14 protein-coding genes are annotated in these 15554 nt (G+C 40.2%); 11 read left to right on the top strand and 3 right to left on the bottom strand.

Going from position 1 to position 15554, the window contains the following annotated elements; translation table 11 throughout:
- Positions 1–38: 38 nt before the first annotated feature.
- Positions 39–1160 carry an S-(hydroxymethyl)glutathione dehydrogenase/class III alcohol dehydrogenase gene (locus tag N523_RS0113170; protein WP_028835300.1) on the bottom strand — a complete coding sequence of 374 codons (1122 nt, stop codon included), beginning with the start codon at positions 1158–1160 and terminating at the stop codon, positions 39–41.
- 130 nt (positions 1161–1290) lie between these two features.
- Between N523_RS0113170 and N523_RS0113165 the strand changes: the two genes are divergently transcribed.
- The 7 genes from N523_RS0113165 (at position 1291) to N523_RS0113135 (ending at position 9040) form a co-directional block, all read left to right on the top strand.
- Entirely contained in the window at positions 1291–2163 is an 873-nt protein-coding gene (locus N523_RS0113165; RefSeq protein ID WP_028835299.1) for a LysR family transcriptional regulator, read from the top strand.
- Positions 2164–2299: 136 nt separating this feature from the next.
- Entirely contained in the window at positions 2300–3517 is a 1218-nt protein-coding gene (locus N523_RS0113160) for a lipoprotein-releasing ABC transporter permease subunit (protein WP_028835298.1), read from the top strand.
- A complete protein-coding gene (gene lolD, locus N523_RS0113155; protein WP_028835297.1) occupies positions 3510–4208 on the top strand; it encodes a lipoprotein-releasing ABC transporter ATP-binding protein LolD in 699 nt (232 codons plus the stop codon). Before N523_RS0113160 ends, lolD begins: the two co-directional genes overlap by 8 nt.
- Positions 4198–5442 carry a lipoprotein-releasing ABC transporter permease subunit gene (locus N523_RS0113150; protein ID WP_028835296.1) on the top strand — a complete coding sequence of 415 codons (1245 nt, stop codon included), beginning with the start codon at positions 4198–4200 and terminating at the stop codon, positions 5440–5442. The genes lolD and N523_RS0113150 overlap by 11 nt, the downstream gene beginning before the upstream one ends.
- Positions 5443–5540: 98 nt before the next feature.
- Positions 5541–6014 (top strand): DUF1456 family protein, encoded by a 474-nt coding sequence (locus N523_RS0113145; protein WP_024601041.1) that lies wholly within the window; start codon positions 5541–5543, stop codon positions 6012–6014.
- Positions 6015–6400: 386 nt separating this feature from the next.
- A complete protein-coding gene (gene gdhA / locus N523_RS0113140) occupies positions 6401–7753 on the top strand; it encodes an NADP-specific glutamate dehydrogenase (RefSeq protein WP_028835295.1) in 1353 nt (450 codons plus the stop codon).
- A 180-nt stretch (positions 7754–7933) separates the two neighbouring features.
- Positions 7934–9040, top strand: a complete 1107-nt coding sequence (locus tag N523_RS0113135) for a GGDEF domain-containing protein (protein WP_028835294.1) — start codon at positions 7934–7936, stop codon at positions 9038–9040.
- A gap of 45 nt (positions 9041–9085) precedes the next feature.
- Here N523_RS0113135 and N523_RS0113130 read toward each other — a convergent pair whose 3' ends face one another.
- Together N523_RS0113130 and N523_RS0113125 are read right to left on the bottom strand one after the other, a co-directional pair.
- A complete protein-coding gene (locus N523_RS0113130; RefSeq protein WP_028835293.1) occupies positions 9086–10819 on the bottom strand; it encodes an AMP-binding protein in 1734 nt (577 codons plus the stop codon).
- Positions 10820–11150: 331 nt separating this feature from the next.
- On the bottom strand, positions 11151–11597 hold the full coding sequence (locus tag N523_RS0113125; RefSeq protein WP_008110482.1) for a DUF3010 family protein: 447 nt from the start codon (positions 11595–11597) through the stop codon (positions 11151–11153).
- Between the two features lie 565 nt (positions 11598–12162).
- Here N523_RS0113125 and thrS point away from each other — a divergent pair.
- From thrS to rplT, 4 genes are all read left to right on the top strand, one after another.
- Complete coding sequence (thrS, locus tag N523_RS0113120) at positions 12163–14073, top strand: threonine--tRNA ligase (protein WP_028835292.1); 1911 nt, start codon at positions 12163–12165, stop codon at positions 14071–14073.
- 59 nt (positions 14074–14132) lie between these two features.
- Positions 14133–14693, top strand: a complete 561-nt coding sequence (gene infC, locus N523_RS0113115; RefSeq protein WP_008110479.1) for a translation initiation factor IF-3 — start codon at positions 14133–14135, stop codon at positions 14691–14693.
- A 212-nt stretch (positions 14694–14905) separates the two neighbouring features.
- Positions 14906–15106 carry a 50S ribosomal protein L35 gene (gene rpmI / locus N523_RS0113110; protein ID WP_004587840.1) on the top strand — a complete coding sequence of 67 codons (201 nt, stop codon included), beginning with the start codon at positions 14906–14908 and terminating at the stop codon, positions 15104–15106.
- Between the two features lie 15 nt (positions 15107–15121).
- The gene (rplT, locus tag N523_RS0113105; protein WP_008110477.1) at positions 15122–15484 is read left to right on the top strand and encodes a 50S ribosomal protein L20; all 363 of its coding nucleotides are present in this window, start codon (positions 15122–15124) and stop codon (positions 15482–15484) included.
- The last annotated feature ends 70 nt before the right edge of the window (positions 15485–15554 follow it).

Raw genomic sequence — 15554 nt, 5'->3', positions numbered from 1 at the left:
GCAACGGCTTGTGATGGTAATTAAGTGAAATGAGCGTATTAGTAATGAATTACAGTACGAATACTTTTACCTTCATGCATTAAATCAAAGGCATCGTTAATTTCTTCTAGGCTCATGGTATGAGTGATAAAGTCGTTTAGCGCAAATTCACCCGCCATGTAACGCTCTACAATTTCAGGAAGTTGTGAGCGGCCTTTAACACCACCAAATGCGCTACCACGCCATACACGGCCAGTAACAAGTTGGAACGGACGAGTTGAAATTTCTTGGCCAGCACCGGCTACACCAATAATCACAGACTCTCCCCAACCCTTATGACAACACTCAAGCGCAGAGCGCATTACATCAACATTACCAATACATTCAAATGAGTAATCAACACCGCCATCGGTCATCTCAACAATGACTTCTTGAATTGGCTTGTCAAAGTCTTTTGGATTAATTAAGTCGGTAGCACCTAGTTTGGTCGCCAAGTCAAATTTAGAGGTATTAATATCAATACCAATAATACGGCTTGCACCAGCCATTTTAGCGCCAATAATGGCAGATAAACCAATACCGCCTAAACCAAAAATAGCCACCGTATCGCCCGCTTTTACTTTAGCCGTATTTGTTACAGCGCCCATACCGGTAGTAACACCACAGCCTAATAAACAAATTTCTTCTAACGACGCTTCTTTGTTTACTTTAGCCAATGAGATTTCTGGCAATACTGTGTATTCAGAAAATGTAGATGTACCCATATAGTGGTAAATAGGCTCGCCATCTTTGAAAAAGCGAGTGGTGCCATCTGGCATTAAGCCTTTACCTTGCGTTTCGCGAACTGCTGAACACAAGTTTGTTTTACCTGAAGTACACATTTTACATTCACCACATTCTGCGGTGTATAAAGGAATAACGTGATCGCCAACTTCTACACTTGAAACGCCTTCGCCCACAGCGTAAACCACCCCAGCGCCTTCATGACCTAAAATAGCGGGGAAAATACCTTCAGGATCTTCACCTGATAAAGTAAAAGCGTCTGTATGGCATACACCAGTGGCAGTGATTTTTACCATTACTTCGCCTTTTTTAGGCATCATCACATCAACTTCTTCAATGCTTAAAGGCTGATTAGGGCCCCAGGCAATCGCTGCTTTTGATTTTATAAATTCAGACATGTGTATATCCTTTGTAGTGGTTCGAATATGAATTGTAGACCCATACTGTTTGGGTGATGAGGTTATTGTATTTGTTTCTCAGAAGATGATAATCTTCAATTTAATAAAACACTTTTACAGTATGGTAATAATTATGCGTTGGGAAGGTATTGATGAGTTTATTGCTGTTGGCGAAGAGGGAAGTTTTACCCAAGCTGCACAGACGTTAGGTTTATCGGTTGCTCATATTAGCCGCCATGTTACAAAGCTAGAACAACGGTTAAATACGCAATTATTAACACGTACCACTCGAAAGGTTGTGTTAACCAAAGAGGGCGAGCAGTTTTTACACCAAGTTAAACATTTACAGCACGCAATGGACGAGGCCACTCAAGGCTTAGCATCGGTACAAACCTCACCTAAAGGTAAAATTAAATTAACAGCACCGGTTATGTATGGTGAAAGTTTTATTATGCCCATTGTGCATTCATTTATGCATGATCACCCAGAGGTAGAAGTAATCGCAACGCTCTCTAACGAGCAAGAAAACTTATTAGAGGGGGGCTTTGATTTAGCCATTCGACTAGGCCATTTAAAAGATTCAAGCTTAAAAGCGCGGCGCTTGAGCTCGCGACGATTTATTATGTGTGCTTCACCTGCATATTTAGCGCGTTTTGGTGAGCCTCACACTTTGGGGGAGCTTAATAATCATCAATGTTTAATTGGCAATAGTAGTTATTGGCGAGTAAATGAAAATAATCGTGATAAACATATTAAGGTAGCAGGGCGATTGCATTGTAATAGCGGCTGGGCACTGGTTGACGGCGCTAAAAAAGGTTTGGGTATTGTTCAGTTGCCTGATTATTATATTGAAAATGAAATTAAATCCGGTCAGTTAGTGCCTATATTAACTGCATACCAACCACAACAAGAAGGCGTGTGGGGTCTATATCCGCCACGGCAATTTGTGGCTACTAATGTGCGGGTATTACTTGATTACTTAGTAAAAGGGCTGAAAGTTTAGCAGGATTTACTGGCTTGTTTAAAATATAGCCAAGTATCAGATTTATAAATTATTTCTTACATTTATGGTGATATTCAATTGCGCTGAGTTCGTGCTACTATAACGCCACACTTTTGGCATTAATGTTTTAATTAATATGTTTCAACCTGTTAGCCTATTTATTGGACTCAGATATAGCCGCTCCTCTAAAGGCAATGCGTTTATTTCGTTCATTTCGTTTTTTTCTATTGCAGGTATAGCGATTGGTTTAATGGCGCTTTTTACGGTCAGTAGTGTAATGAACGGCTTTGAGAGTAGTTTAAAATCAAATATGTTGGGGCTTATTCCACACGTTGAAGTGCAAGCCAAAGATCACTCCAAAGCGCAAATGAATTCGTTAAAATCTGCGCTTGAGCAATCACCGTATGTTGATCATGTTAGTTTGTACCGCCACGGTGAAGCCATATTGCAAACCAATAAAGATCTTCACGGGGTGTTATTACAAGGCCTTTACGACAACAACGGCTCGCTATATAAAATCACCGACAAAATAGTCCAAGGCAATTGGCAAAATGTACTAAACAATAATTATAATATTGCAATAAGTCGTTATTTAAGCCGCAAACTTGGCGTTGGCTTAGGTGATAAGTTACGTGTAATTATGCCTAACGCATCTACGTACACCCCACTTGGGCGCATGCCAAGCCAACGTTTATTTAAAATTGCTGCTATTTATGAAACTGGCTCTGAAATAGACATGGGGTTGGCATTTACCAGTGGCGTATCACTCCAACGGGTTTTAAAACTTAGCAACAATACAGTACCTAATTTAAGTGTGTCACTGCATGAGCCGTTTGCACTTGACCAGTTTATGCAAGACAGCCAACACATACTCAATGACTTTAAACTCAACGACTGGCGAAGCAGTCAAGGCACCTTATTTGCCGCCGTTGCGATGGAAAAACGCATTATGTCTATGCTCCTTGGCTTAATTGTGCTGGTGGCGGTATTTAATATTGTATCGGCACTGACCATGATGGTCAGTGAAAAACAAAGTGAAGTAGCAATTTTGCAAACATTAGGACTCACACCAAGCCAAGTGCAAACCGTATTTATGGTACAAGGGCTCTATAACGGGGTAATTGGCACGGCCGTGGGTGCGTTTTTAGGTATTTTATTAAGCTTATATATAAATGAACTGCTGGCTTTGGTTGGTTTAAATTTACTATCGGGAATTTCACTCCCCGTCAAATTTGATGTGGTTAGTTTAAGTGTTATTGCCGTTTTAAGCTTAGCAATGAGCTTTTTAGCGACTTTATATCCAGCGCGCCAAGCCGCTAAAGTAAACCCAGCAGAGGTATTACGTTATGAATGATTTAGTAATTAGTTGTGAAAAAATAAGTAAGGTGTACCAAGACGGGCAAAATCAGGTTGAGGTATTAAAAGGGGTTGATTTAGCCCTAACGCAAGGTGAAATGCTGGCAATTGTTGGCAGCTCAGGTTCAGGTAAAAGCACCTTGTTACATATTTTAGGCACCTTAGACACGGCCAGTGCGGGTAGTGCAAAAATAAAAAACCAAGACGTTGCTAAGTTATCTCGCTCGCAGCAAGCGGCTTTCAGAAATAAAAACTTAGGGTTTATTTATCAGTTCCACCATTTATTAATGGAATTTAGTGCGGTTGAAAACGTTGCCATGCCATTACTCATAAAAGGGTTGAGCGCGAAAGAAGCCAAAACGAAAGCACTTAACATGCTAGATAAGGTAGGCCTTGCACATAGAAGTAGCCATAAGCCTTCGGCTCTTTCTGGTGGTGAACGTCAGCGTGTTGCCATTGCACGCGCTTTAGTGACAGAGCCTGCGCTGGTGCTTGCTGATGAGCCAACGGGTAATTTAGATAAGCAAAATGCGATTAAAATTTACGATTTAATTAATGAGTTAAATAAAAGTTTAAACACCAGCTTTGTGGTGGTTACTCATGATTTAGAACTGGCAGATAAGCTGGGTAAAATAGCGTACTTAGATGATGGTAAACTATCAATAAAAGAGTCTAGCCATGTTGCTTAGTGCCTTTATTAGTAAACGCTTTAGAGCCTATTCAGGCCATAAAGATGAAAAAAATGCCTTCGTAAGTTTTATAGCCAAAGCATCCACTATTGGTATTTTACTTGGTGTTGCCGTGTTAATTGTGGCGTTATCGGTGATTAATGGGTTTGAGCAGCAATTAGTGCATCGTTTATTAAGTGTAGTGCCGCAAGTTGAATATGTTGCCCCAAGTAGGCCAATTGCCGATTGGCCCACTAAAGTCGAAAAGTTAAAACAGCAACCACACGTAACAGGCGCAGCCCCATTTATTGCCGTTAATGGTATGGCGCAATTTAAAAGCCAATTAAAAGCGGTTGAGATCCGAGGTGTTGAGCCTTCGTTGGAAGGTGATGTGTCAGCCATTAACCAATTTACACAAGGTAAATTAGTCAGCCAGTTAACAGGTGATGATGTTATTTTAGGCAAGCAAATTGTTAAGCAACTTAATATCGCATTAGGTGATAATGTGACTTTGTTAATCCCGCAAATTAGTGAAAAAGGCCAGTCATTACTCGCCCCAAAACGTGTTACCCTCACGCTTGCGGGCATTATAGAAATGGGCGGACCAATCGACAGCAGCGCTGCTTTTATTCATCTTAACAAAGCACAACAAACCTTAGGCTATGATCAAAGCCAAGTAACAGGGTTACGCTTGCGTGTTGATGATGTGTTTTCGGCGCATCAAATAGCGCTTCGTGTTGGCCAGACTATTACCGATTATGTGTATATTTCGAGTTGGCTTAGAACGCAAGGTAGCTTGTATCAAGATATTCAAATGGTGCGCACGATTGTTTATATTGTGGTGTTTTTAATTATCGCGGTGGCGAGTTTCAATATTGTGTCTTCACTGGTAATGGAAGTGCGTGAAAAAGAAGGCAATATTGCTATTTTAAAAACCATGGGTGCCAAAGACAGTACCATATTGGCTACTTTTGTCATGCAAGGCTTAACCCAAGCATTTGTTGGTGTACTTTTAGGCTCAATTGTTGGCGTGATTTTAGCAGTTAATATTAGTGAGCTATTTACTTGGCTGAGCTTGTTACTGGGTGAAAACCCGCTAGAAGGTGTGTACTTTATCGAATTTTTGCCCAGTAAATTAGTTTGGCAAGATATTGTGTTGACCGTTATAGCCACCTTTGTGCTTGCGATATTGGCGACGCTATATCCAGCATGGCAAGCAACACGCGTAGATCCGGCAAAGGTATTGGGTAATTAAACACAGTATTTAATAGGGTGCTTAGTGTAACTCTGATAAACTGCGCCGCTACTAAACAGCTTTTGTTTGCTGAGCGCTTATTTACCTTGGGATTTACTTTGACAAATAACGATATTTTACGCCGTATTCGCTACACCTTTGATTTAACTGATTCAGCTATGGTTGATGTTTTCGCCGCAGCAGCGCAGAGCGTAAGCACTGAGCAGGTGATTGCATGGTTAACTAAAGAGGGCGAGCCTGGGTATACCCCAATAAGTGACACTGAATTTGCGGTATTTTTAAATGGCTTTATAAACACCAAGCGCGGCAAGCGTGAAGGTGAGCAGCCAGAGCCTGAAAGTAAATTGAACAACAATATTATTTTTATGAAGCTACGTATTGCTTTAAATATGAAAGCAGAAGACGTGATCGCGACCTTGGCGTTGGTTGATTTTGATTTAAGTAAACATGAGCTAAGCGCATTTTCACGTAAAGTTGAAAACAAGCATTACCGTGTGTGTAACGATCAAATATTGCGTTTATTTTTAACTGGTGTACAGCGTACTTTTCGCCCAGATGGCGAAAAAGCTTAATGCATTTTATGGAGGTTGAATACAACCTCCATTTTGACCTCTCCACATTTACTCAATTATCAGTCTATCCTTCTACAACTTCAGTCTCATAAAGCAGTTTATTTTGTCGCTCTCGTAAAAATGTAGAGTCGTATTTTGTTTTACTATTTTTTAATACTTTTAACGTGTTATTCATTCAAATGGGTGTTTTTAGCATATAAATTCTTTTTTAATGAGTTTTTATACAAAAGAAACAACAATTTAATTCAACATCAAACACGTGCATCCAGTTTATCTATGATGTTAAAGTGTGAAAATAATGATCGGATAATTAATTTCTTCACTAACAATAGCATTGATCATTTTTCCTATTTCAAATTAAAAAATACCTACATGGAAGAATAAATATGAATTATATACACACAACCATTGCGCAGTTAAAACAAACGAGCCCTGCGCAATGTGAGTTTTATCAAGCAGTGGAAGAAGTGCTTGACTCACTTGAACCTGTATTTGCGCAAACAAGTCATTACCAACAACAAGCAATTATTCAAAGAATGGTAGAGCCAGAGCGCCAACTAATGTTTCGTGTGCCTTGGGTTGACGATGAGGGCAATATTCAAGTGAATAAAGGCTACCGTATTGAATTTAATTCGGCGTTAGGGCCTTACAAAGGCGGCTTACGTTTTCACCCGAGTGTAAATGCCAGCATTATAAAGTTTTTAGGCTTTGAACAAATTTTTAAAAATGCACTAACAGGTTTGCCTATTGGTGGGGGAAAAGGCGGTGCGAACTTTGATCCTAAAGGACGCTCTGATGGCGAAATTATGCGTTTTTGCCAATCCTTTATGAACGAGCTATACCGCCATATTGGCCCGACTACCGATGTACCTGCCGGCGATATTGGCGTAGGCGCCAGAGAGATTGGCTATATGTTTGGTCAATACAAACGCTTAACAGGGCGTTATGAAGGGGTGCTAACGGGTAAGAGTTTACTTTGGGGTGGATCGCTTGCCCGTAAAGAGGCCACAGGCTATGGCGCTGCCTATTTTGCTAATAATATGCTTGAAGAGCGTAACGATAGTTTATCAGGTAAGCGCTGTTTAATTTCAGGCTCTGGTAATGTGGCTATTTATGCCATGGAAAAGTTATATCAACTTGGTGCAACGCCAATTACCTGTAGTGACTCTAAAGGCACTTTATATGATGAGAATGGTATTGATTTAAAGCTGATAAAACAGCTCAAAGAGCAATCAAGAGGGTGTTTAAGTGACTATTTAGATAGTCATTCACAAGCCAAGTATACGCCTCGCGATGACTACCCAGAGGATGGTCATACGGTATGGCGCTACAGTGCGGATGCGGCATTCCCTTGCGCCACGCAAAATGAATTGACCGAAGCGGATGCAAAAGCGCTACTTGATAATGGCTGTAAATTAGTATGTGAAGGAGCCAATATGCCCTCAACCAAAGAAGCGATTGATTGCTTTATTGAAGCAAAAATAGCCTATGGCCCGGGTAAAGCGGCTAATGCCGGTGGCGTGGCAACCAGCCAACTAGAAATGGCGCAAAATGCCAGTATGCAAAGCTGGACGTTTGAAGAAGTTGATGAAAAGCTCAAGCAAATAATGAAAGATATTTTCACAACAGCAAGCGATACCGCAAAAGAATTTGATCAGCCCGGTAATCTATTACTAGGCGCTAACATCGCTGGTTTTAGACGTGTAGCCGATGCAATGATTGAACAAGGCGTTGTATAGTAGCGCCTCGGCTATTTAATTAACTCTCTACTTTTATTCGTTATATCCTGAATAAGAATTGTTCAGGATATAGCAAAAATAACGTATAATATTATTTAATAAGGTAAATTTAACTCGCTAATTAATAACAATAAACTATAGTGTGGATAAGGATCAGTGAGCTTATTAAGGAGAGTGCAGGTGCGACTTATTCCCGCAATTTTTTATTTTTCAAGTGCGACAGAGCACGACTTCCAAAATCAACTTAATAAAAGCTCAATGCGTCTTGCTGATGCATCACTCTACCTTGTAACACTTTTTTTATTATCTTTTATTTTTATGTCTTGGTTTAATCAACAAGAGCCTACAAATTCAACCATAACAATTTTACGTGTAGTTATGGTATTGCTATCGATAGTTCTGATTATTATAAATAAAAAACTAAGTTCAGAGTACTTACATTCGCGCTTTTTTAGTTATGCGGTTTTATTTTGTTTTTTATTTAGTTATTTCTTCTGGGTATATGTTCAGCGTTACGGTGAGTTGAAAGAGGGAGGGCCTATGCTTGTAGCGGCTGCATTTATAGCCATACCGATGCTGCACTTAGGACATAAACTGGTTTTATGGTCAATAATCGGCATTGCCTTGATACTTATTGAGCTTTTTTCTTCTACTTCGATTGTATGGACACTTTATTTTTATTTTAGCATGGTGATTGTATTGGCTATTGTGCAATATCAACTAGATACCTTATTAAGAAAGCAATATAAAGCGGAGTTATTTGAAACGGAAAAAGCCAACACCGATCAGTTAACAGGTATGCATAATCGGCATAGTTTTGATCGGCGCTGTAAAGCATTAATTAACAAGTTAGCGCCATCACAATATTTAGGGTTAGCCATGATTGATGTCGACTATTTTAAAAAATATAACGATAACTACGGCCACTTAGAGGGAGATAACGTACTAATAGCAGTAGCAAACCGATTAAAGCATTGTGACGCTGATATTGTGGTGCGTTTTGGTGGTGAAGAATTCATATTGGTAAAAACATTGCAAGCGAATGAGCTAGATTGGTTAAGTGACTTACCTAAGTGCTTCGCAGACGACCCCATTGCACACCAATATTCACCTTTTAACCGTATTACTGTCTCTGCCGGTATTGCAATTGATCAATACACGACATATAGACCTTCAATAAAATCATTGTTAGCAACAGCTGATGTAGGGGTTTATAAAGCTAAAAATGCAGGACGAAATATCAGTATTACCGATTTTGTTGACCCTAAACAACCTGAAATTGAGTAAGACAATGCAAAGCACTAAGCTGATAGTGCTTCGCATTGAATCGGTTTACGAAAATGCAGATTCGGCGAGCTCTTCTTGCATTTGTTCACGCATTTTAAATTTTTGCAATTTGCCGGTTACCGTCATCGGGTAATTTTCAACAAAGCGAATGTATTTAGGTTGTTTAAAGTAGGCGAGTTTGTCCTTTAAAAACAGACGAATTGCTTGCTCATCAAGCACTTCACCTTCTTTAGGCTGGATCCAAGCACAGACTTCTTCGCCAAATTTTTCATCACTAATGCCAAAAATAGCGGCGTCTTGTATAGCCGGATAGGTGTAAAGCACTTCTTCAATTTCACGCGGATAAATGTTTTCACCACCACGAATAATCATGTCTTTAATTCTGCCAACAATGCTGACAAAGCCCTCACTGTCCATTACCCCTAAATCGCCCGAGTGCAGCCAGCCGTCATTGTCGATAGTGGCTTTGGTTTTCTCTTCATCATTCCAGTAGCAACGCATAATGCCGGCCCCACGGCTACATACTTCACCAGGCTGCCCGATTTTTTGAATGTCACCAACCTCATCAATAATTTTTACTTCGGTGTGTGCAAGTGCTCGGCCAACCGTAGTGACTTGACGCTCAATAGAAGAGTCGGTTTCGGTAATGTTATTAATTGGGCTGCATTCTGTTTGCCCATAGGCAATTACCACCTGATTCATATTCATGAGTGTTTGTACTTTACGCATCACCTGTTCAGGACAAGTTGAGCCGGCCATAACACCCGTTCGCAGTGTACTTAAGTCATACTCGTTAAAGTTATTAAGCTCTAACTCGCTTATAAACATAGTGGGTACACCATGAAGGCCGGTGCATTTTTCTTGTTGTACCACCTCTAATGTAGTTTTTGGATCAAAAGAATCACTTGGATAAATTGCAGCGGCCCCTTTACTGACACACAATAAACTGCCTAATACCATGCCAAAGCAGTGATATAGCGGAACAGGAATACAGAGCTTATCGCGCTCAGTAAAGTGCATAGCTTGTGCGACTAAAAGCGCATTATTCAATATATTTTTATGCGTCAACGTAGCCCCTTTAGGGTTTCCTGTTGTGCCAGAGGTAAATTGAATATTGATATCTTGATTGCAATCGAGGGTTTTGGCCACCGCTTGCAGTTCTAATTTATGTGCATCGGTGGGCATGCTCATAACCTCATTAAAGGAAAACATCCCATCGACGGGTTCATCACCAATACAAATTACATTTTTTAAAGTGGGTAATTTGACTGCGGTTAACTCACCTTTGTTACAACCGCTAAGCTCAGGAGCTAAACTTTGCAGCATATTAATATACTGGCTGCCTTTAAATTCAGTGGCGGTTATAAGCGTAGAGCATTCCACACTGTTTAGTGCATATTGCAGTTCACTAGGGCGGTAAGCTGGGTTAATGCATACCATAATGGCACCTATTTTAGCGGTGGCAAATTGTGTTAAGCACCACTGTATATTGTTCGGTGACCAAATACCGACCCGTTCACCAGGTTTTACCCCTAAAGCCAGTAACCCCATAGCAAGTTGATTAATCTGCTGTTGAAATTGCTTATAGCTTAAACGTATATTTTGATGGGCAACGACTACGGCCAGAGCGTCTGGGTTATTGTCGACAATGGCGTCAAAGTAATCGCCTATGGTTTGTTCTACTAATGGTGTGCTCTGAATTCCTTTAAAATAGCTGCTTGATAGCGGTATAGTGTTTATTTGCTCTACTTCTTTTATCACTTTTTGTGTCGCTTTCATGACATACTCCATGTTTTTATTTTTGAGAGGCCTGCTGTTTAAATAAACACGAATTGTCGACAAAAGGAAGAGGGTTAGACTAATGTATTATACCAATCGGCAATAATACTAAATCATTTTGAGGGGGCAAATCAGACGCTAGCTGTGTTAAAAATTTCTCATTTAGAACAACTAACTAACGAAATTTTTGCTTTGATATCGACACGATTTTCCTCCCTCAAATTAGATCACTTAGTTAAGCGAATTGGTATTACTGTTTTTATGTAGAATTTAAAGACAAAAAAACGCGTACTCTCTAGCGAATACGCGTTTTTATAAGGATGTAATTAATTTACATTTCGTCGCTGCGATACGTTTTTTTCATGATGTAAACGTAAGCATTAACAAATGCATTTTCTTGATACTTTTTAAGACCGGTGTCTTCAAACGCGATAGGTATCGGATTACGTTTTACTTGTTCTTTTATTTCGGTGGTTGAAAACACGCGTACATCGAGATTATCGATTAACTGAATAGCGGTTTCCATTTTGAATCCTTTAGCGCTGCCAGCAAACTTACCTTTAGGTTGGCGTTCGCGAATGGCAACCGAATCAATTTGGTAATCTTGCATTAACTTGGCAAAATCAAACTGAAACTTACGCATTACTTCAGTGTCGTTACCGTTACCTAAGGTAAAGCGTGTTTGGCGCACATCACGAATATCAAAAACGTCATTATCTTTACTTAAAATACAAAGTAGTACATCACTACCGGTAATTTCTACACCACATGTTCTCATTGCTAATCTCTACTATAACTTAATTACCCGTTATTATACGCAACACGCATTAAAATGCGAGTTTAAGCACTTACAGTGGTGTTTTTGTTAGCGCTTAACGTCCATTCGTCATTTTGATGTAACAAGGTCTGTTTATCTTTGCGGCTAAATGTGCAGCCCTCCTTTTTTTAGCCAAGACAGCGCTATGGTTTGTTTACTTTAAATAGGTGTGAGCGTTGCTCAATTTTTTACTTAGCGCCAGGTGATAGCTCCCGGGCTTTAACTAAATCGCCCCTAGATTGAACAAATCCTAATATAGAAAGCCAACAGACTCCTATTAAACGTTATTAATTGCACTTTTATGGTAAAATTGGGTGGTTTTTAATAGCTTAAAACTTGTAATTAATGCTGCAGCACGCGACAATAACTCTCTTGTAGTTGAGCAGACTCAGCATCTACATTAGCCATTTTTGGCGAAAAATAGTCAATGCTTATTCGTAAAAGCGTTGTCGAGTCATTCTCATTTAATTAATTAAAAATACACGTGATACATTGTAGGTGTCACCACTGTATGTAAGGATTTATAATGCCAGTTATTACTCTTCCTGACGGTAGTCAGCGTAGTTTTGAAAACCCTGTAAGCACTCTTGATGTAGCAAACGATATAGGCCCTGGTCTTGCTAAAGCCACCATTGCGGGTCGTGTTAATGGCGAACGCGTAGATGCGTGTGATTTAATTAGTGACGATTCTCGTCTTGAGATCATTACCGCAAAAGACGACGATGGCCTAGAGATTATTCGCCACTCGTGTGCGCACTTAATTGGTCATGCTGTTAAACAACTTTTTCCTGATGCAAAAATGGCGATTGGTCCAACAATTGATAACGGTTTTTACTACGATATTGATATGGAACATTCGTTATCTCAAGATGATCTTGATGCCATTGAAAAACGTATGCTACAGCTTGCAAAAACAAACTACGACGTAGTGAAAAAAACCGTTAGCTGGCAAGAAGCGCGCGACACTTTTGCAGCGCGTGGCGAAACATACAAAATTGAAATACTAGACGAAAATATCGCACAAGATGACCGTCCAGGTTTATATCATCACGAAGAATACATCGATATGTGTCGTGGTCCTCATGTGCCAAACATGAAATTTTGTCAAAACTTCAAAATTATGAAAGTGGCCGGCGCATACTGGCGCGGTGATTCTGAAAACAAAATGCTACAGCGTATTTACGGCACAGCATGGGGCGATAAAAAGCAACTTAAAGCGTATTTAAAGCGTTTAGAAGAGGCTGAGAAGCGCGATCACCGTCGTATCGGTAAAGCACTCGATTTATGGCACTGGCAAGAAGAAGCGCCTGGTATGGTGTTTTGGCACAACGATGGTTGGAGCATTTACCGCGAGCTAGAAGAGTTTGTGCGTGAAAAATTACGTGAGTACCAATACGAAGAAGTGAAAGGTCCAATGATGATGGATCGCTCTTTGTGGGAAAAATCAGGGCATTGGGAAAAGTATTCAGAAGCCATGTTTACCACGGAATCTGAAAAGCGTGAATACGCAATCAAGCCAATGAACTGTCCAGGTCACGTACAAATATTTAACCAAGGTTTAAAATCATACCGTGATTTACCACTGCGTATGGCTGAGTTTGGTTGTTGTCACCGTAATGAGCCATCAGGCGCACTTCACGGTTTAATGCGTGTGCGTGGCTTTACTCAAGATGATGCGCATGTATTCTGTACTGAAGAGCAAATCATGGATGAAGTATCGGCCTGTATTAAAATGGTTTACGATACCTATGAAACATTTGGTTTCGAAAAAATTGTAGTTAAACTTTCAACTCGCCCAGAGCAACGTATTGGCGAAGATGAAATGTGGGACAAAGCAGAGCTTGCACTTGCTGACGCACTTAAAGCAAATGACATTGAATTTGATTATTTACCAGGTGAAGGGGCGTTTTATGGCCCTAAAATTGAATTTACTTTGTACGATTGCTTAGACAGAGCGTGGCAGTGTGGTACAGTGCAACTAGATTTTGCATTACCGGGTCGTTTGGGCGCTACTTATGTAGCTGAAAATAACGAACGTCGCACACCTGTTATGATACACCGCGCTATTTTAGGGTCTATTGAGCGCTTTATCGGTATCTTAACAGAAGAGTACGCTGGTTTATTCCCAACGTGGCTTGCGCCTAAGCAAGTGGTGATTATGAATATCACCGATAAACAAGCACCTTATGTGCAGGAAATTGTACAAAAATTAAATAAACTTGGAATTAGAGCCGCTGCTGACTTGAGAAATGAGAAGATTGGCTTTAAAATCCGAGAACATACACTTAAGCGTATTCCTTACTTACTGGTTGTTGGCGATAAAGAAGTTGAACAACAAGAAGTAGCAGTACGAACTCGCACAGGTGAAGACCTAGGCAAATTTAATGTCGATGATTTTATCGCTAAAATCAGTGAAGAAATCAAAAATCGACAGTAAAAATCGAGCGTGTAGGGCAATCACAAACGGCCAACTACACGCTTATATTATTGATATTCTTGGAGGAACGTACCATTAGAGGCGGCAAGAAAGGGCAACAAACAGCTCAAAAAAATCGTATTAACGAAGAAATTACAGCGCTAGAAGTTCGTTTAATCGACATCGACGGCGAACAAGCTGGAATTCAGTCATTAAAAGACGCGCAAGCTATGGCTGATGCAGCGGGTGTTGATCTTGTAGAGATCAGTCCAAACGCTGAGCCGCCTGTTTGTAAGGTTATGGACTACGGTAAGTTCATCTTTGAAAAAAGCAAAGAACTAAAAGAGCAGAAGAAGAAGCAAAAGCAAATCCAGATTAAAGAAATCAAATTCCGTCCGGGAACGGATGAAGGCGATTATCAGGTTAAGCTGCGCAACTTACGTAAGTTCTTAGAAGCTGGCGATAAAGCTAAGATAACTATCCGCTTCCGTGGTCGTGAAATGGCTCACCAAGAAATTGGTATCGAATTATTAAACCGTATTAAAACCGATTTAGAAGAGTTAGCAGTTGTTGAGTCTTTCCCAAATCGTGTTGAAGGTCGTCAAATGGTTATGATGATGGCACCGGTTGCTAAAAAGTAATAATTAGGCGATAATACGCACCGAATTTAGCTCAGGTTTGCAAGTGATGTGAAAATGTCCACCTGAGTTAACCGGTTTTAAAGTAAAACTGCGGTATTTATATCGGGTTTTCACCGGAACATAGCAGTAAGTTAGGCCTTTAAAGTGGAGCTATAGCAATATATCTCACGCCTTCTTACTAATTTTAAAGCAATACAATTGGAGTTATTGCAATGGCTTACAAGCTAAAAAGTCACAGAGGCGCAGCTAAGCGTTTCAAAAAGACTGCTTCTGGCGGTTTCAAGCGTAAACAAGCGCATCTTCGTCACATTCTGACTAAGAAAACTTCTAAGCGTAAGTTACACCTACGTCCTAAGATGATGGTTCATAAAAATGACCATGGTCTAGTTTCACGTATGTTACCATTCGCTTAATAGGGGTTTTTAGAAATGGCAAGAGTTAAACGCGGCGTTGTCGCACGTGCACGTCACAAAAAAGTTTTAAAACAAGCGAAAGGTTACTACGGAGCACGTTCACGTGTTTACCGCGTAGCTTTCCAGGCTGTTACTAAAGCGGGCCAATACGCTTACCGTGACCGCCGTGCTAAGAAACGTACTTTCCGTCAACTATGGATTGCACGTATCAATGCTGCTTCACGTCAAAATGGTCTGTCTTACAGCCGTTTTATCAATGGTCTTAAAAAGACATCTGTAGAAATCGATCGTAAGATCCTTGCAGATATCGCTGTTTACGACCAAGTTGCATTCGCAGCGCTTGTAGCAAAAGCAAAAGAAGGCCTAGCGGCAGCTTAAGTTTTTGTATAAGTAATGAAAAGGAGCCCATGGCTCCTTTTTTTGTGCCTGTAATTTATTATCTTTTTTA

This window comes from Pseudoalteromonas sp. 23_GOM-1509m (genome assembly GCF_000518425.1).
GTDB classification, from domain to species: domain Bacteria; phylum Pseudomonadota; class Gammaproteobacteria; order Enterobacterales; family Alteromonadaceae; genus Pseudoalteromonas; species Pseudoalteromonas tetraodonis.
This window is presented reverse-complemented; position numbering and strand designations above follow the sequence as displayed.

Coding starts and splice junctions, on each gene's coding strand:
- N523_RS0113125 (WP_008110482.1), bottom strand. CDS start 11,597: ATGAGAACATGTGGTGTAGAAATTACCGGTAGTGATGTACTACTTTGT.
- rplT (WP_008110477.1), top strand. CDS start 15,122: ATGGCAAGAGTTAAACGCGGCGTTGTCGCACGTGCACGTCACAAAAAA.
- N523_RS0113150 (WP_028835296.1), top strand. CDS start 4,198: ATGTTGCTTAGTGCCTTTATTAGTAAACGCTTTAGAGCCTATTCAGGC.
- N523_RS0113160 (WP_028835298.1), top strand. CDS start 2,300: ATGTTTCAACCTGTTAGCCTATTTATTGGACTCAGATATAGCCGCTCC.
- gdhA (WP_028835295.1), top strand. CDS start 6,401: ATGAATTATATACACACAACCATTGCGCAGTTAAAACAAACGAGCCCT.
- thrS (WP_028835292.1), top strand. CDS start 12,163: ATGCCAGTTATTACTCTTCCTGACGGTAGTCAGCGTAGTTTTGAAAAC.
- lolD (WP_028835297.1), top strand. CDS start 3,510: ATGAATGATTTAGTAATTAGTTGTGAAAAAATAAGTAAGGTGTACCAA.
- N523_RS0113130 (WP_028835293.1), bottom strand. CDS start 10,819: ATGAAAGCGACACAAAAAGTGATAAAAGAAGTAGAGCAAATAAACACT.
- N523_RS0113170 (WP_028835300.1), bottom strand. CDS start 1,160: ATGTCTGAATTTATAAAATCAAAAGCAGCGATTGCCTGGGGCCCTAAT.
- rpmI (WP_004587840.1), top strand. CDS start 14,906: ATGGCTTACAAGCTAAAAAGTCACAGAGGCGCAGCTAAGCGTTTCAAA.